This window comes from Streptomyces sp. NPDC005706 (genome assembly GCF_040631045.1).
Taxonomy (GTDB): domain Bacteria; phylum Actinomycetota; class Actinomycetes; order Streptomycetales; family Streptomycetaceae; genus Streptomyces.
Genome location: NZ_JBEXYS010000003.1, coordinates 12,585 through 27,175 on the forward strand (window position 1 = coordinate 12,585; position 14,591 = coordinate 27,175).

Annotated in this window: 14 protein-coding genes and 1 pseudogene; 6 read left to right on the forward strand and 9 right to left on the reverse strand. The window is 73.6% G+C overall.

What is annotated here, in order from left to right:
- Window positions 1–11: 11 nt before the first annotated feature.
- Together ABZ478_RS06680 and ABZ478_RS06685 are read left to right on the forward strand one after the other, a co-directional pair.
- Window positions 12–662, forward strand: a complete 651-nt coding sequence (locus ABZ478_RS06680; RefSeq protein ID WP_359545956.1) for an RNA polymerase sigma factor — start codon at window positions 12–14, stop codon at window positions 660–662.
- Entirely contained in the window at window positions 655–1,593 is a 939-nt protein-coding gene (locus ABZ478_RS06685) for a CU044_5270 family protein (protein ID WP_359545958.1), read from the forward strand. Before ABZ478_RS06680 ends, ABZ478_RS06685 begins: the two co-directional genes overlap by 8 nt.
- Window positions 1,594–1,672: 79 nt before the next feature.
- On the opposite strand, the gene ribA is transcribed toward ABZ478_RS06685, so the two are convergent.
- Window positions 1,673–2,332 (reverse strand): GTP cyclohydrolase II, encoded by a 660-nt coding sequence (gene ribA / locus ABZ478_RS06690; protein WP_359545960.1) that lies wholly within the window; start codon window positions 2,330–2,332, stop codon window positions 1,673–1,675.
- Window positions 2,333–2,369: 37 nt separating this feature from the next.
- Here ribA and ABZ478_RS06695 point away from each other — a divergent pair, with 37 nt between their 5' ends.
- Window positions 2,370–3,146 carry a creatininase family protein gene (locus ABZ478_RS06695; protein ID WP_359545961.1) on the forward strand — a complete coding sequence of 259 codons (777 nt, stop codon included), beginning with the start codon at window positions 2,370–2,372 and terminating at the stop codon, window positions 3,144–3,146.
- A gap of 53 nt (window positions 3,147–3,199) precedes the next feature.
- Here ABZ478_RS06695 and ABZ478_RS06700 read toward each other — a convergent pair.
- From ABZ478_RS06700 to ABZ478_RS06720, 5 genes and pseudogenes are all read right to left on the reverse strand, one after another.
- Window positions 3,200–4,273: pseudogene (locus ABZ478_RS06700) on the reverse strand (lysylphosphatidylglycerol synthase transmembrane domain-containing protein); the annotation flags it as partial.
- A complete protein-coding gene (locus tag ABZ478_RS06705) occupies window positions 4,270–5,307 on the reverse strand; it encodes a class I SAM-dependent methyltransferase (protein ID WP_359545963.1) in 1,038 nt (345 codons plus the stop codon). The pseudogene ABZ478_RS06700 and the gene ABZ478_RS06705, both read right to left, overlap by 4 nt.
- Window positions 5,304–6,500: a glycosyltransferase family 4 protein gene (locus tag ABZ478_RS06710; RefSeq protein WP_359546717.1), complete on the reverse strand. Its 1,197-nt coding sequence runs from the start codon at window positions 6,498–6,500 to the stop codon at window positions 5,304–5,306. Before ABZ478_RS06710 ends, ABZ478_RS06705 begins: the two co-directional genes overlap by 4 nt.
- A 74-nt stretch (window positions 6,501–6,574) precedes the next feature.
- Window positions 6,575–6,973 carry a 6-carboxytetrahydropterin synthase gene (locus ABZ478_RS06715; protein WP_359545965.1) on the reverse strand — a complete coding sequence of 133 codons (399 nt, stop codon included), beginning with the start codon at window positions 6,971–6,973 and terminating at the stop codon, window positions 6,575–6,577.
- A 113-nt stretch (window positions 6,974–7,086) separates the two neighbouring features.
- Window positions 7,087–8,100, reverse strand: coding sequence for a dehydrogenase (locus ABZ478_RS06720; RefSeq protein WP_359545967.1), 1,014 nt, complete (start codon window positions 8,098–8,100; stop codon window positions 7,087–7,089).
- A 107-nt stretch (window positions 8,101–8,207) separates the two neighbouring features.
- Here ABZ478_RS06720 and ABZ478_RS06725 point away from each other — a divergent pair, with 107 nt between their 5' ends.
- On the forward strand, window positions 8,208–9,008 hold the full coding sequence (locus tag ABZ478_RS06725; protein ID WP_359545969.1) for a CDP-alcohol phosphatidyltransferase family protein: 801 nt from the start codon (window positions 8,208–8,210) through the stop codon (window positions 9,006–9,008).
- A gap of 44 nt (window positions 9,009–9,052) precedes the next feature.
- On the opposite strand, the gene ABZ478_RS06730 is transcribed toward ABZ478_RS06725, so the two are convergent.
- Entirely contained in the window at window positions 9,053–9,736 is a 684-nt protein-coding gene (locus ABZ478_RS06730) for an ABC transporter ATP-binding protein (RefSeq protein WP_359545971.1), read from the reverse strand.
- Complete coding sequence (locus tag ABZ478_RS06735; protein WP_359546719.1) at window positions 9,733–10,821, reverse strand: ABC transporter permease; 1,089 nt, start codon at window positions 10,819–10,821, stop codon at window positions 9,733–9,735. Before ABZ478_RS06735 ends, ABZ478_RS06730 begins: the two co-directional genes overlap by 4 nt.
- A gap of 267 nt (window positions 10,822–11,088) precedes the next feature.
- On the opposite strand from ABZ478_RS06735, the gene ABZ478_RS06740 reads away from it, so the two are divergent.
- Complete coding sequence (locus ABZ478_RS06740) at window positions 11,089–12,354, forward strand: sensor histidine kinase (protein WP_359545972.1); 1,266 nt, start codon at window positions 11,089–11,091, stop codon at window positions 12,352–12,354.
- A 92-nt stretch (window positions 12,355–12,446) separates the two neighbouring features.
- Complete coding sequence (locus tag ABZ478_RS06745) at window positions 12,447–13,109, forward strand: response regulator transcription factor (protein ID WP_359546721.1); 663 nt, start codon at window positions 12,447–12,449, stop codon at window positions 13,107–13,109.
- A gap of 10 nt (window positions 13,110–13,119) precedes the next feature.
- Here the strand turns inward: ABZ478_RS06745 and ABZ478_RS06750 are convergent, their stop codons facing one another.
- Window positions 13,120–13,842, reverse strand: coding sequence for a YcnI family protein (locus ABZ478_RS06750; RefSeq protein ID WP_359546722.1), 723 nt, complete (start codon window positions 13,840–13,842; stop codon window positions 13,120–13,122).
- Window positions 13,843–14,591 lie beyond the last annotated feature (749 nt).

The window sequence follows — 14,591 nt, forward strand, 5'->3', positions numbered from 1 at the left end:
AGAGGTGGAACATGACCCTTCTGCCCGCCACCGGTGCCGCGTCCGCCTTGGCGGCGGACGCGAGCGGCACCTCCGACGGCTCGGTCATCGAGCGGTCCTGGGAGACTCCCGACGCGTTCGCCGTGATCTTCGACCGCTACGCCGACGACATCCACCGCTACATCGCCCGGCGCCTGGGCTCCGACACCGCCGACGACCTGATGGCCGAGACCTTCGTGACCGCCTTCCAGCGGCGGCGGCGCTACGACCTGTCCCACCCGCACGCGCGGCCCTGGCTGTACGGGATCGCCACCAACCTGATCGGCCGTCACCGCCGGGACGAGGCGCGCCGGCTTCGGGCGCTGTCCCGGATGGCGTCGCTGTCGGAGGGGCGAGGAGAGCAGGCGGGCCCGGAGGACGGGATCGGGGGCGGCCTCGGCTCCACGGAGGCGCACGGCACCCTGGCCGGCGCCCTCGCCGAACTGCCCGCCCGCTACCGGGACGTGCTGCTGGTCATCGCCTGGGGAGAGCTCGACTACGCGGAGGCCGCCCAGGCGTTGGACCTGCCCGTCGGCACGGTGCGCTCCCGACTCCACCGGGCCCGCACCAAGCTGCGCCGGGCCCTCGGCGGCCCGGAACCGACCACCTCGACCGCACCTGAGAAGGGGACCGATCATGGATGAACTGACGACGGTGCGCGCGTGGGACACCGACCAGCAGGGGCCGTCCGACCAGGCACGCGCCGCCGCCCGGGCCCGCTTGGAGGCCGCCATGGCGGAGGAGTCCGGCGGCGTCGCGCCCCGGGCGGGCCGGCTGAGCAGGCGGATCGTGCTCCGCACCGCGTACGCCGGCATGGCGGCGGCGGCCGCGGGCGTCGTGGTCGTGGCACTCGACGGCGGACACGACCGCGCGCCACGTCTGAACGCGGTCAGCGCGGCGGACGTGCTGCGCAAGGCCGCCGACAGGTCACGCGCCGCGGGCAGCGACCTGCCCGTACCCCGCGACGACCAGTACTTCTACACCCGGACCTACATCACCCGGGTACCGGTGAAGGGCGGGCCCACCAGGACGTGGACCGACCAGAGCTGGATGTCCGTGGACGGCTCGAAGCCGTCTCTGCGCCAGGAGTACGGGAAGGTCCACCACGACCCCCCGCTCGGCAAGCACGAGGTGAGATGGCCTCCCACCGTCTACTCCAAGCTCCAGGAGATGCCGACGGACCCCGACAAGCTCCTGGCCCGCTTCCGGGGCAACGACAGCGCGCCCAACAGCGACATGATGGCCTTCTTCGAGGGGTGCATGCTGCTGATGGGCCCCCGTGTCATGCCCCCCGGCCTGCAGGCCGGCGCCTTCGAGGCGCTGTCGAAGCTGCCCCGCATCCGGCTCGACTACGACGAGGCGGACGTCGCCGGCCGCAAGGCCGTCGGGGTCTCGCACCCGCAGGCGTCGTTCACGTTCCTCTTCGACCCCAGGACGTACGACTACCTGGGCCTGCGCACCAAGGGCAGCTCGCCGAAGAGGATTCACGGCGAGTGGAAGCAGACCAACTACTTCTACGAGACCAGGACCCTCAAGGACATCCAGGTGGTCGACCGCATCGGACAGCACAGCTGAAGGCAAAGGGAACGGAGGGAACCGGGGGGCCGGGCGGGACGTCGTCGTCGGTCGCCCGCCCCGCCCCCGCCCCGCCCGCTCACGACCCGTGAGCGACCGCGTCCAGGTGGGGCAGGATGTGGTCCAGGCGCTCGCGCTTGGTCCGCAGATAGGTGATGTTGCTCTCGCACGGCTCGATCAGCAGCGGCACCTGCTCGGCGACCTGGATGCCGTGCCGTACCAGCGCCTCCCGCTTGCGCGGGTTGTTGGACATCAGCCGGACCGACCGCACCCCGAGGTCGCGCAGGATCTCGGCGGCGACGCCGTAGTCCCGGGCGTCGACGGGCAGGCCGAGCGCCAGGTTCGCCTCGACCGTGTCCAGGCCCTCCGCCTGCAGCGCCATCGCACGCAGCTTGCCCAGCAGGCCGATGCCCCGGCCCTCGTGTCCCCTCAAGTAGACGACGATGCCGCTGCCTTCGGCGACCACCGCGCGCAGCGCCGAGGCCAGCTGGTCGCCGCACTCGCAGTGCCGGGAGCCGAACGCGTCCCCGGTGAGGCACTCCGAGTGCAGCCGGGTCAGCACGTTCTCCGTCCCGATCTCCCCGTACACGAGGGCGACCTGCTCGTCACCGCGGTCGTGGTCCAGGTAGCCGATCGCCTGGAACTGCCCGTACACGGTGGGCAGCGGCGCGTTGACGACGCGTTCCGCGCCCGAGCGCCGCGAGGACTTCTCGCCGAGGACACCGAGGTTTTCTGTCATGATCTGATTCCTAAGCAGAGACGAAGGGCCGGGAAAGATGAGTGGTTCGGGCGCGCGTACGGCCGGCTTCGGGGTGGTACCGGCGGACACTACGGAAGACGTACGGATGCGGGGGGCGGGCGTTTCAACACAGGTCGCCCTCCTTCCCGTCGGCAGCTTCGAACAGCATGGCCCCTTCCTTCCGCTGGCGACCGACACGCTCGTCGCCTGTGCCGTGGCCCGGGAGATCGCCGGCGCGTATCCGGTGCACCTCCTTCCGCCCGTGACGATCGGCTGTTCGCACGAGCACGCGGACTGGCCCGGGACCGTCAGCATCTCCTCGGTGACCCTGCACGCGGTGGTCCGGGACATCGCCGACTCGCTGCGCCGCTCGGGTGTCGGGACGCTGGTCGTGGTGAACGGCCACGGCGGCAACTACGTGCTGGGCAACGTCGTTCAGGAGGCCTCGGCGCGCGGGGAGCGGATGGCGCTGTTCCCGGCCGCCGAGGACTGGGAGGCGGCGCGGCAGCGCTCCGGAGTGCTCACCTCCCTGCTCACCGACATGCACGCGGGCGAGATCGAGACCTCCATTCTGCTGCACGCTCATCCCGAATTCGTCCGCCCTGGTTACGAGTCCGCCGATTTCACCGCTGACGACCGTCGTCATCTCCTCACCGTGGGAATGTCCGCCTACACCGAATCGGGCGTCATCGGCCGCCCTTCCCTGGGTTCCGCGGAGAAGGGGAAGGAACTGCTGGCCGGGCTGATGGAGTCGTTCGGCGCGCTTTTCGAGCTGCTCACCTCGGACTCCGGCCCGGCTCCGGTACGGGGGTAGCCGCGCAGCCCGGCGTACCAGCGGGCGACGAGTACGGCCGCCCCGGGCAGGCTCGCGACGAAGCTCAGCACCCCGTACACCACGGCGACCGCCACCCCGCTGCTGGCGCCGAGCCCGGCGGCACCGAACGCCCAGGCGGTGACGCCTTCGCGGGGGCCGAAACCGCCGACGTTCAGCGGGAGCCCCATCGCGACCAGGGCGAGCACGGCGATCGGCAGCAGCACCGCTACGGACGCGGCCGATCCGGCGATCCGGGCCGCGACGACGAACATCGCCACGTGCCCGGCCAGTACGACGGCGGAGGACAGCGCGACCCCGGGACCGGCCCCGCGCGACAGCAGCCCCCGGCGGGCCTCGCCGAGCGCGGAGCGCAGCGCGCCGCCGCGGCGAGCGGGCGCGCGGTTCAGCCGGACGGCCAGTACGACGGCGAGCGCGCCCACCCCGGCCAGCGCCACCGGCGCCGCGAGCGCCCGTACTTCGTCCCGGACCGGCGACGGCAGGACCACCAGGACGACCGCGCCGAACACGGCCAGCGCGACCTGCCCGGCGACCCGCTCCAGCACGACCGCCTTCACCCCGCGCCGGATGTCACCGGCGCTCTGCCCGTGCCGGACCGCCCGGTGCACATCGCCCAGCACCCCGCCGGGCAGGGCCGCGTTGAGGAACAGCGCCCGGTAGTAGTCGGCCACGGCCGCTCCGAACGGCAGCCGGATGCGCAAACCCCGGGCCACCAACTGCCAGCGCCACGCGCTGAACACGGTGGTGACCACCCCGATTCCCAGGGCCAGCAGCAGCGACACCGAGTCGATCCGCCGCAGCCCGTCGAGCAGCACCCCGGTACCGAGCCGCCACAGCAGCCCGGCGACGATGGCCACACCGGCGACGGTGCCGAAGTGGGTGCGGACAGCACGGGAGTTGAGTCTGCGGAACAGGCGGTGAGGGGCGTCGCGCCGCGCGGTCCCGGGGGCGGGCGGCTGCTGCGGTGCCGGCACCGCGCTCACCGCGTGAGCCGTGGCACCGCCCCGCACCCCCCGGACCCGCGCGTGCGGGATCACCCGCTCCAGGCGGGGTTTCACCGCCCTCCCCCGGCGCGGCCTCGCGCCGGTCTCCACCGCCTGTCCGCTCATGACGACGCCCCGCCCGCCGGCTTGGGCAGCGCGAGCAGATCGCTGTGGTGGACCACGACCCGCAACTCACCGGCCTCGCAGGCGGCCAGCCGCTCGCGCAGATAGCGCTCGGCGCGCTCGGACAGCTCGGGCCGCTGCTCGACGGCCGCGCCCACCCAGCCCCGCAGCCACTCGGCGGTCAGCGCGGACTCCTCGGGGCCCAGTCGCCACGGGCTCGGGTGCACCCGTACGGTCGCCCCGCGTTCGGCGAACGCCTCGCAGGCCACGGTGACCGCGTCCGGCCCGAGCAGCCCGTCGCGCCGCTGATGGGAGTTGAACGCGTCGGCGATCTCGGCGTCCAGCGGGTCCGACGGGGTGAGCTCGACCCGGCCCGCGACGGAGAGGGTGAGCAGCGCCGGGCAGCCTGCGCCGACGCAGGCTGTGGCGAGAGTGTCGATCTCCTCGCGGGTGAGGACGTCCAACAGCGCGGAGGCGGTAACCAGTCCGGCCCCGTTCAGCGCGTCCGGGGTGAGCCGGCCCACGTCACCGCGCCGGGTCTCGACCGTCACCCGGCTGCCGTCGGCGGCGGCGCGCGGGGAGCCCACGGCGGCGAAGTGCAGCAGGTACGGGTCGCGGTCGTGCAGGACCCAGTGCTGGGCGCCGTCCAGCCGCGGCGCCAGCCAGCGGCCCATCGAGCCCGTGCCGCAGCCCAGGTCGTGCACGGCCGAACCGCCCTCCCCGCCGGACCGTTCGGCCAGCCGGATCCGCAGCAGGTCCAGCAACTCCTGGGCGCGCGCCGCCGCGTCGGCCAGTTCCCGCAGCCGCAGCCACTCGGGCGCGTACCGCGGCGGCTCCTGCGGCTCACCGTCCCGCAGCCGCACGGTGGCCTGTTCGCCGGGGCCGGTGACGGGCCCGGCACCGGCGATCGCACCGGCCGGGTCGCTCTCGCGTGCATCGGTACCCATCGCGGCCTCCTCACCGTCCGGCACGAACTGCGCTGCGTCAGCCCCTGGTTGGGCCGGGATGCCCCCGGTCACCGTCCGTGTGTCCGTCATGCCGCCCTCCTCGGTGCCTCGGGGAGCCGGCCGAGGACTCCGGCCAGGCTGCGGGCGGTCGTCGCCCAGCCGTCGAGTGCCGCACGGCGGCCGCGGGCCGCGGCCTTCAGCCGGCGGCGCACATCGGGTTCCCCGAACCAGCCGCGCAGTTCGGCGGCGAGCGCCGCCGGGTCCTCCGGAGGGACGAGGATGCCGGGGACGCCGCCGTCGGGGGCGCGGCCGACCGCCTCGGACACCCCGCCGACGTCGGTCGCCAGCACCGGGACCCCGCGGGCGAGCGCCTCGGTGATGGCCATGCCGTAGGTCTCCGCGTACGAGGTGAGGACCATCAGGTCGGCCGACGCGTACGCCGCGTCGAGTTCGGCGCCGGCCCGGGGCCCGGCGAGCAGCAGCCGTTCGTCGAGGCCGCGTTCGCGGATCAGGCCGCGCAACCGGTCGACGTACTCCGGGTCCTGGGTGAGCCCGCCGACGCACACACAGCTCCACGGCAGGTCGGTCACCGCGGCCAGCGCCTCCACCAGCCGGTGCTGGCCCTTGCGCGGGGTGACGGCGGCGACGCAGAGCAGCCGGGAGACGCCGTCGGTGCCCGGGGCGAGGGGGGCGATGTCGGCGCCGGGGGCGGCGACGTGCACCCGCTGCGGGGCGAGGCCGTGGTGGGAGACGATCCGGCGGACGGCCCAGTCGCTGGTGGCGATCACCGCGCCCGCCGCCCGCAGCACCACGCGTTCGCGGGCGTCCAGGGCGGCGGCCACGGCCGGGTCCAGGCCGGTCTCGTCGCCGAGCGGCAGGTGCACCAGCACCGCGAGGCGCAGCCGCTCCGCCTCGGGGACGACGATCTCCGGCACGCCGCAGGCGACCAGGCCGTCGAGCAGGACGACGGTGTCGTCCGGGAGTTCCCGCAGGGTGCGGGCGAGCACGTCACGGTCGGCGCGGCCGGGGCGCGGCCAGCTGCCGGGCACGGCGTGCCGCACGGCCTGCCAGCCGAAGCCCGGCAGGTCCAGGCAGACCCGGCGGTCGTAGGCGTTGCCGCCGCTCGGCGCGGCCGGGTCGTCGACACCGCCCGGCATGACGAAGTGCACGGTGCGCAGGGACATGGGGATGATCCCGACGTTCTCGAGAGCGGTGGGCTGCGCGGGCACGTAGGCGAGCCGCGCCTTCTGCGTGGTCTCCGCGGTCGTCCCGCTGGTTTTCACGGTCGCCCCGCTGGTTTTCACCGCCGTACCGGCGGTCTCCACGGTCGTCCGGGTGGGCTCCACGGTCGTCTCCGTCACAGGGCACGCTCGTAACTCGCCCAGGCGATGTGCGACTCGTGCAGGGCGACGGTGAGTCCCGCCAGGCCCCTGGCACCTTCGCCGAGGGCGCCCTTGTGGACGCGTTCGGCGAGCCGGTCGGCGATGACCTTGGCCAGGAACTCGGTGGACGTGTTGATCCCGGCGAACTCCGGCTCGTTGTCGAGGTTGCGGTAGTTCAGCTCGGCGACGACGGCGCCCAGTTCCTGGGTGGCCAGACCGATGTCGACAACGATGTTGTCCTCGTCCAGCTGTTCACGGCGGAACGTGGCGTCCACCAGGAACGTGGCGCCGTGCAGGCGCTGCGCGGGCCCGAACACCTCGCCGCGGAAGCTGTGGGCGATCATGATGTGATCGCGGACGGTGATGCTGAACAACGGACGACCCTCCAGGTGCGGCGCGTCTGATGCCCCCGGCGGTCACCTGCCGGGGGATTGCCGAGTAGTACGGCTCCTCGCTTCCCCGTGTTCAGCCTCCTCTCACTCTTTTCTCAGGTCAGGCCGCTGCCGTCCTGACCGGGCCGGCCGCTGCCGGGGTAGGTGATGCGGTGGCACAGGGCCGGGATCTCGCCGGAGGCGAGCCGGGGCATCAGCTCCGGCAGCTCCTCGAAGGCGCTCTCGCCGGTGATGAGGGCGTCGAGGGCCGGGTCGGCGAGCAGGTCGAGGGCGAGCGCCAGCCGCTCGGCGTAGCCGCGGCCGGCGCGGGCGGCCGGTGAGACGGTGCCGACCTGGCTGCTGCGCACGGTGAGCCGGCGGGAGTGGAAGGCCTCGCCCAGCGGCAGGGCGACGCGCCGGTCGCCGTACCAGCTCAGTTCGACGACCGTGCCCTCGGGGGCGAGGAGTTCCAGGGAACGGGTGAGGCCCTGTTCGGTGGCGCTGGCGTGCACCACGAGGTCGCAGTCGCCGAGGGCGGTGTCGGGGGTGGCGAACTCTGCGCCGAGCGCCTCGGCGGTCCTGGCGCGGACCGGGTCGGCGTCGACGAGCTGCAGCCGTACGCCGGGGAAGCGGGCGAGCAGCGCGGCGACCGAGCAGCCCACCATGCCCCCGCCGACCACCGCGATCCGGTCGCCGATCAGGGGCGCCGCGTCCCACAGGGCGTTCACGGCGGTCTCCACGGTCCCGGCGAGCACGGCCCGCTCGGCGGGCACCCGGTCGGGCACCACGGTCACGGCGTTCACCGGAACGACGTAGCGGGACTGGTGCGGATACAGACAGAAGACCGTACGGCCGGTCAGCTCCCGCGGACCCTCCTCGACGACGCCGACGTTCAGGTAGCCGTACTTCACCGGCGCGGGGAAGTCGCCCTCCTGGAACGGCGCCCGCATCACGCCGTGTTGGGAGTCCGGCACCCCGCCGCGGAAGACCAGTGTCTCCGTGCCGCGGCTCACTCCGGAGTACAGCGTGCGGACCAGGACCTCGCCCTCGCCCGGCTCCGCGAGGGTGACGTCGCGAAGCTCACCGGCGCCCGGGGAGCTCAGCCAGAACGCGCGGGCCGACCGGTTCATCGGCATCCTCCTGAACGATCGGGAAGTTGTTCACGTACCGAGATGTGCACAGGCCGCGCACAGTACGCGGCGTTGATCGACTCTGTCACTCGGCCGGAGGATGTGCGGTGGCCCTGAACAACACGTATGACGCGAGGCTCCAGCAGGAGACCGCTGTCGGAGCGGGCGTACAGCTCCTGCTGCTCGCCCTGCTCGGCTCGGCGATCGGCATGGGGCCGGCCGGCTGGCTGACGGGGCTGGTCTTCGCGTTCGCCACCTGGGCGGTCCTCTCCCGCGCCCTGCACCGCTCCCGGCTCAGCTCCTTCGGCCCCGCCAACCGGGTGACCCTCGGCCGGGCCACCCTGGTCGGCGGGGTGACCGCGCTGGTCGCGGACTCCTTCGAGAGCGCGCCGCCGGTGACGCTGCTGGTCGGCCTGACCGCCGTGGCGCTGCTGCTGGACGGCGTGGACGGCAAGGTGGCCCGCCGCACCGGCACCTCCACCGCGCTCGGCGCCCGCTTCGACATGGAGGTCGACGCGTTCCTGATCCTGGTGCTGAGCGTGTACGTGGCGACGCAGCAGGGCCCTTGGGTCCTGCTGATCGGCGGCATGCGGTACGCGTTCGTCGCGGCGGCCCGCGTCGCCCCCTGGCTGAACGCCCCGCTGCCGCCGTCCTTCGCCCGCAAGACGGTCGCCGCGCTCCAGGGCATCTGCCTGCTGCTGGCCGGCGCCGAACTGCTGCCGCACCCGGCGAACCTGGCGATCGTGGTGCTGTCACTGGGCTCACTGGTGTGGTCGTTCGGCCGGGACGTGCTGTGGCTGTGGCGCGGCTCCCGTACGGACGACGGGCGGGCCTTCGCCGAGGGCGCGGTCGGCGAGGGCGCGGTCGGCGAACCGCTGGTACGGGAGCTGGAGCTGGCGACGCGCTGAGGGCGCCGGTGACACCATCGCGCCTCCGTCGTCTCGCTGCACCGTCAGCCGGTCGGTGCGGGGCGGCGGAGGCGTCCGTCGTGGACCTCGGCGATCCGGTCGGCGGCGGTCAGGTGGGCGCGGTCGTGGGTGACCAGCACGGTGGCGGTGGCCCGTTGGCGGGTGAGCCGGGTGATCAGCTCGATGACGGCGGCGCCGCGTTCGTGGTCGAGGGCGCTGGTGGGTTCGTCGACCAGCAGGACGGTGGGGTCGTTCATCAGGGAGCGGGCGATGTTGACGCGCTGGCGTTGGCCGCCGGAGAGCTGGTGGGGCCGTCGGTGGGCCTGGTCCGCGAGGCCGACCGCGTCGAGGAGTTCGAGGGCACGGCCGCGGGCCCGGCCGGGGTCGCGTCCGTCGATCCGGGCCATGACCTGGAGCTGTTCGGCGGCGGTGAGGGAGGGCAGCAGGTTGGGCTGCTGGAAGACGATGCCGATCCGGTGACGGCGCAGCTCGGTGAGTTCGCCGCGGCTCAGGCCGGTGGTGGGGGTGCCGTCGATGGTGACGGTCCCGGCGTCGGGGGTGATCAGGGTGGCGGCGACGGCCAGCAGGCTGGACTTGCCGGAGCCCGAGGGGCCGACGACCGCGGTGAGGCTGCCCTTGGGGACCTGGAGCGTGACTCGGTCGAGGGCGGTCAGCCGGGTGTCGCCGTCCGCGTAGGTGAGGGTGATGTCGGTCAGCTCGAGACTCATCGGGCGCTCCCCAGGGCGGTCAGCGGGTCGACGGAGGTGATGCGGCGGATGGACAGGCCGGCGCCGAGGGTGCCGAGCAGGACCATCACCGCGGCGGGCAGCAGCACGGTGCCGGGGCTGAGCAGGAACGGCACGTCCGACCCGGCCACGAGGGCGCCGACGGCGGCGGCGATGCCGGTGCCCGCCAGGGTGCCGCCGACGAGCAGGACGACGGCCTGGCCGAGGGCGTCCTTGAGCAGGCCGGCGGTGGAGGCGCCGAGCGCCTTGAGGACGGCGACGTCGCCGCCGCGCTGGATGGTCCACACGGTGAAGAAGGCGCCGATGACCAGCGCCGAGATGGCGAAGAGGAATCCACGCATGAGCTGCAGGGAGCCGTTCTCCGAGGTGTAGGAGCCGATCGCGGAGAGCGAGTCCCCGGTGGTGACCGTCCTGGTGCCGGTCCGCCGGTCGGTGGCCGTGATCTCGGCGCCCGCGGTGGTGCGCAGCGCGATGACGGTGGCGGTGGGGCCGTGGGCCGTGTCCGTAGGCGGCGCGGCCCGCCGCCAGGTGTCCAGACTGGTCCAGATCACCGGGGTGTGGCTGAAGGAGGCGTCGCCCCGGACGGCGGCGACGGTCAGCCGGTGCCCGGCCAGGACGAGGGAGCCGCCGGGGGCGAGACCGAGGTCGCCCGCGGCCGTGGTGGACAGTACCGCGGACCGGTCGTCGATCCGTCCGCCGTCCGGGGCGAGCGAGGAGCCGGGCTCGACGCCGAACGCGGAGACCGCGGTGCTCCGGTCCCCGGCGGTGGCCCTGGTCGTGGTGATCCCCAGCGGTTCGGCACGCTTGACGCCGGGCGCCTCGGCCCACTGTCGCCACTGGCGCGCGGTGACGGTGGAACCCGAGTAGGACAGGCCCTGTCCGCCGGTGGGGGCCTGGAAGGCTATCCGGTCCGCCGGCAGCCCGGTGATCGCGGAGACGTTCTGCCTGCCGAGCCCGGCCGTCAGCCCGGACAGCAGCCCGACCAGCAGGGTGATCAGCACGATGACGGTTCCCATCAGGGCGAACCGCCCCTTGGCGAACCTCAGGTCTCTCCAGGCGACGAACACGGGGTGGCCTGTCCTCTCGGTCGGCGTCGGCGTCGGCATCAGCGACATCGGAATCGGCATCGGTGGCCGGGGGTGGCCGACGGGTAATCCACGGGCGGCCGACGGGCGGCCGAGGCGTGGTCGAATCGGTACGTCCCCACCGTCGCCGACGTCCGCCCACCCGGGCATCTGGCGAGGGACCGCACTTCACGGGCCGGAAAGACGGCATCCCGGTTGTAACTTTCGATGGAGGCCTCTCGGGGTCCGCCTCCGTAGCCTGGACGCACTGTGAACTCCTCTTCCGCCACCGCCGCCCCGGTCCCGACCAGCCGGATCCTGGCCTGGTGCCTGCACCTGCTGATCGCCGGCCTGCTCGCGCTGGCCGCCGGGCGGGCGCTGACCGTCGGCGGGCCGCACCCCGGGGCGACCGTCGCCGCGGCTGTGGCCTGCGGCCTGGTGTACGCGGCCGGCCCGCTGCTGCCCGGGGTACGCGGGTCACGCCGGCCGGCGACGGTATGGCTGGCCTGCCTCGGCGCCGTCTGGCTGGTGCTGCTGGCCCTGTCCGCCGACGGCGTCTGGCTGGCCTTCCCCCTGTACTTCCTCCAGCTCCACCTGCTGCCGCGCCGGACCGCGCTTGCGGCGGTCGTGGCGACCTCGGTCGCGGCGATCACGGCCTTCGCCGCCCACCAGCACGCCTTCAGCGTCGCCATGGTGATCGGCCCGGCGCTGGGCGCCGCCGTGGCCGTCGCCGTGGTGTGGGGGTACCAGGCCCTGTACCGGGAGAGCGAGCAGCGCCGCCGGCTGATCGAGGAACTGACCGCCACGCGCGCCGACCTGGCCCGGGCCCAGCACACCGCCGGGGTGCTCGCCGAACGCGAACGCCTGGCCCGCGAGATCCACGACACTCTCGCACAGGGCCTGTCCAGCATCCAGCTCCTGCTGCGTGCCGCGGAACGCGCCCTGCCCGGGCGGCCCGACGCCGCCGCGCGCCATGTGGACCAGGCTCGTCAGGCGGCCGTGGACAACCTCGCCGAGGCCCGCCGATTCGTCGCCGCCCTCACCCCGCCGGCCCTGGAGGGCACCACACTGGCCGACGCGCTGGAGCGCCTGTGCGCCACGACCTCCGCCCGCCACCCCCTCACCGTCCGCTTCCACGTGGCCGGCACCCCGGTCCCCCTGCCCACCGCGCACGAGGTCGCCCTCCTGCGGATCACCCAGTCCGCACTCGGCAACACCGTCCGCCACGCCGGCGCCGGCACGGCGGACGTCACCCTCACCCACCTCGACGACCATGTCGCCGTGGACATCGCCGACGACGGCACCGGCTTCGACCCCGCGCTGCTGCCGCCCCCTGACCCGGACGACGGCGGCTTCGGCCTCGCCGCGATGCGCGCCCGCATGCGCGCGCTGGGCGGCACCCTCACCGTCGACTCCTCCCCCGGCCGGGGCACATCCCTGTCCGCCCGGCTCCCCCTGAACCCACGCGCGAACGCGCCCGACGCCGGCGAACCCGAGCAGCCGGACCTTCCTGAGCAACCCGAGGCCCACCCATGACCGACAGCCCCAGCCCGGCCGAATCCGGCGACTCCAGCCCTGCCGCACCCGGCAGCCCGGGCCCGGCTGTGTCCGGCAAGCCCAGCTCTGCCATGCCCGACGACCCCGGTCCAGTCACGTCCGGCAGCAGTCCCATCCGCCTGCTGCTGGCCGACGACCACCCGGTGGTACGGGCGGGGCTGCGCGCCGTGCTGGAGACCGAGCCCGGCATCGTCGTCATGGCCGAGGCGGCCACGGCCGAGGACGCGGTCACCCGCGCCGCCGAGGGCGACGTCGACGTCGTCCTGATGGACCTGCAGTTCGGCGGAGGCATGGGCGGTGCCGAGGCCACGGCCCGCATCACCGCCCGTCCCGGCGCACCGCGGGTCCTGATCGTCACCACCTACGACTCCGACGCGGACACGCTGCCCGCCATCGAGGCCGGCGCCACCGGCTACCTCCTCAAGGACGCCCACCCCGAGGAACTGGCGGCGGCGGTACGCACGGCCGCCGCCGGCCGCACCGCACTGGCCCCGACCGTCGCCGACCGCCTGATGAACCGCCTCCGCACCCCGGCCGTCGCCCTGACCCGGCGCGAGACGGAGGTCCTGACCCTGGTCGCGCAGGGCCTCTCCAACCAGGCGATCGGCCGACGGCTCCACCTCACCGAGGGCACCGTCAAGTCCCACCTGGCCCGCACCTACACCAAACTCGGCGTCGACTCCCGCACGGCCGCCGTGGCCACGGCGACGGACCTGGGCCTGATCCGCCGCTGATCCGGGCCGGCTAGGCGTCCGTCTTCGGGGACCGACCGCGCACGATGGCGAAGGCGGCCGCGGCCAGCCCCAGCACACCTACGACAAGCCCACCGATCCCCAGCCCCCGAGCGGTGCCGTCGCTCCCGTCGGCCGCCTTCACACCGCCGGTGTCCTCACTCTTCGCGGCCGCGGGGGCCGCGTCCTCCCCGTCGCCCTCCGTCAGCTTGAGCGTGGGCGCCGGATCGTCCGCCTCCTCCCCGCCGCTGGGCGCCTCGATCCACCGGACGACCTTGCCGTCGGAGTAGGTCTGCAGCGTCTTGAACGTCAACTTACCCGTGTTGTCCGGCAGTTCGCCGAACGCGACGTCGAAGTCCTCGTACTCCCCCGCGCCGATCTTCCCGCCGGTCCAGGTGATCTGGGAGACGGCCTCGGTGATGGTCCCGTCGTCGGTCTTCACCGGTGTCTTCAGCTTGGTGGTGGTCACCTTCGGCGTCCACCCGTCCCGCGGACGAACGAGAACTCCGAGGACAGGATGGCCGGTCGGCAGAAAGACCTGAACCTTGCTGGTGGAGGCCCCGTCCTCCTCGTTGGGCACCCGGAAGGTCAGCACTCCGTCCGTGGCTCCCTTGGCGTAGCTCTCCGGGTGGACGGTGACATGGGCGGACGCGACACCGGCCGCGGCGAGAACACCGACGGCGCTCAGGGCGACGACGGTTCCGGCCCGACGCAGGACGGTGCGGTTCACGGACATGGCGGACATGGCTGAGTGGATCTCCGTAGCGCTCACGGTGAGCGATCCTTCCACGCCGGGAGATACGTACGGCATCGAAATCCGGTTCAGTTGACGGCTGGGAGACGGCGCTTCCGGCGTACCTCCGCGGACTGCCGCAAGTCCCAGGCGCAGCAGAACGTCACTCGAACGCGTCAGCCCACCCCTCGCGTTGCCCATGCACCGCCGCAGCCGCCTGCGGGTTCCGGCCGCCGCCGAGAGGGACACCATTCCTTCACGTCGCCATGCAACCTTTCGCACATGCGGAATGTCGACGTGTGTATGCACCACACTCTTCTGACCAGGCAGGACAAGCACGCGCCGCCTGCCCGGCCCGCCTCGCAGCCGCTTCCGCCCGACCCCGTGAGAGAACTCCGTTGACCGACAGCACGATTACGCAGCGGGACGGGTCCGTCCCCGTCCCCGTCCCGCCGAGCGCCACCCCTTCCCCCTCCGAGGTGCGCGCCGAACGTCGCCGGCTCATCGAGTCGATCCGGGCCCTCCGGCGCCTCCACGACAAACGGCGCGCTTTCGAGCTCACCGATCAGCGGCGCCTGAACCGCGAAACACGGGACCGCGACCGCGCCGAGGCCGCGAACGGCAAGGCCCTGCAGCGCATCCACGAGCGCCAGGTGCGCCAGGAGGCCTCGCTCACCCGCCGGCTGAACGGACTCGACGGCAAGCGTGACACCCAGGAGAGGCAGGCCCTGGCCGTCCTGCGCCGCGAATCC

What these genes read in the sequence shown, in the direction of transcription:
- ABZ478_RS06680 (WP_359545956.1), top strand. Translation starts at nt 12, where the DNA reads ATGACCCTTCTGCCCGCCACCGGTGCCGCGTCCGCCTTGGCGGCGGAC.
- ABZ478_RS06750 (WP_359546722.1), bottom strand. Translation starts at nt 13,842, where the DNA reads ATGTCCGTGAACCGCACCGTCCTGCGTCGGGCCGGAACCGTCGTCGCC.
- ABZ478_RS06720 (WP_359545967.1), bottom strand. Translation starts at nt 8,100, where the DNA reads ATGAACCGGTCGGCCCGCGCGTTCTGGCTGAGCTCCCCGGGCGCCGGT.
- ABZ478_RS06705 (WP_359545963.1), bottom strand. Translation starts at nt 5,307, where the DNA reads ATGACGGACACACGGACGGTGACCGGGGGCATCCCGGCCCAACCAGGG.
- ribA (WP_359545960.1), bottom strand. Translation starts at nt 2,332, where the DNA reads ATGACAGAAAACCTCGGTGTCCTCGGCGAGAAGTCCTCGCGGCGCTCG.
- ABZ478_RS06730 (WP_359545971.1), bottom strand. Translation starts at nt 9,736, where the DNA reads ATGAGTCTCGAGCTGACCGACATCACCCTCACCTACGCGGACGGCGAC.
- ABZ478_RS06695 (WP_359545961.1), top strand. Translation starts at nt 2,370, where the DNA reads ATGAGTGGTTCGGGCGCGCGTACGGCCGGCTTCGGGGTGGTACCGGCG.
- ABZ478_RS06745 (WP_359546721.1), top strand. Translation starts at nt 12,447, where the DNA reads ATGCCCGACGACCCCGGTCCAGTCACGTCCGGCAGCAGTCCCATCCGC.
- ABZ478_RS06685 (WP_359545958.1), top strand. Translation starts at nt 655, where the DNA reads ATGGATGAACTGACGACGGTGCGCGCGTGGGACACCGACCAGCAGGGG.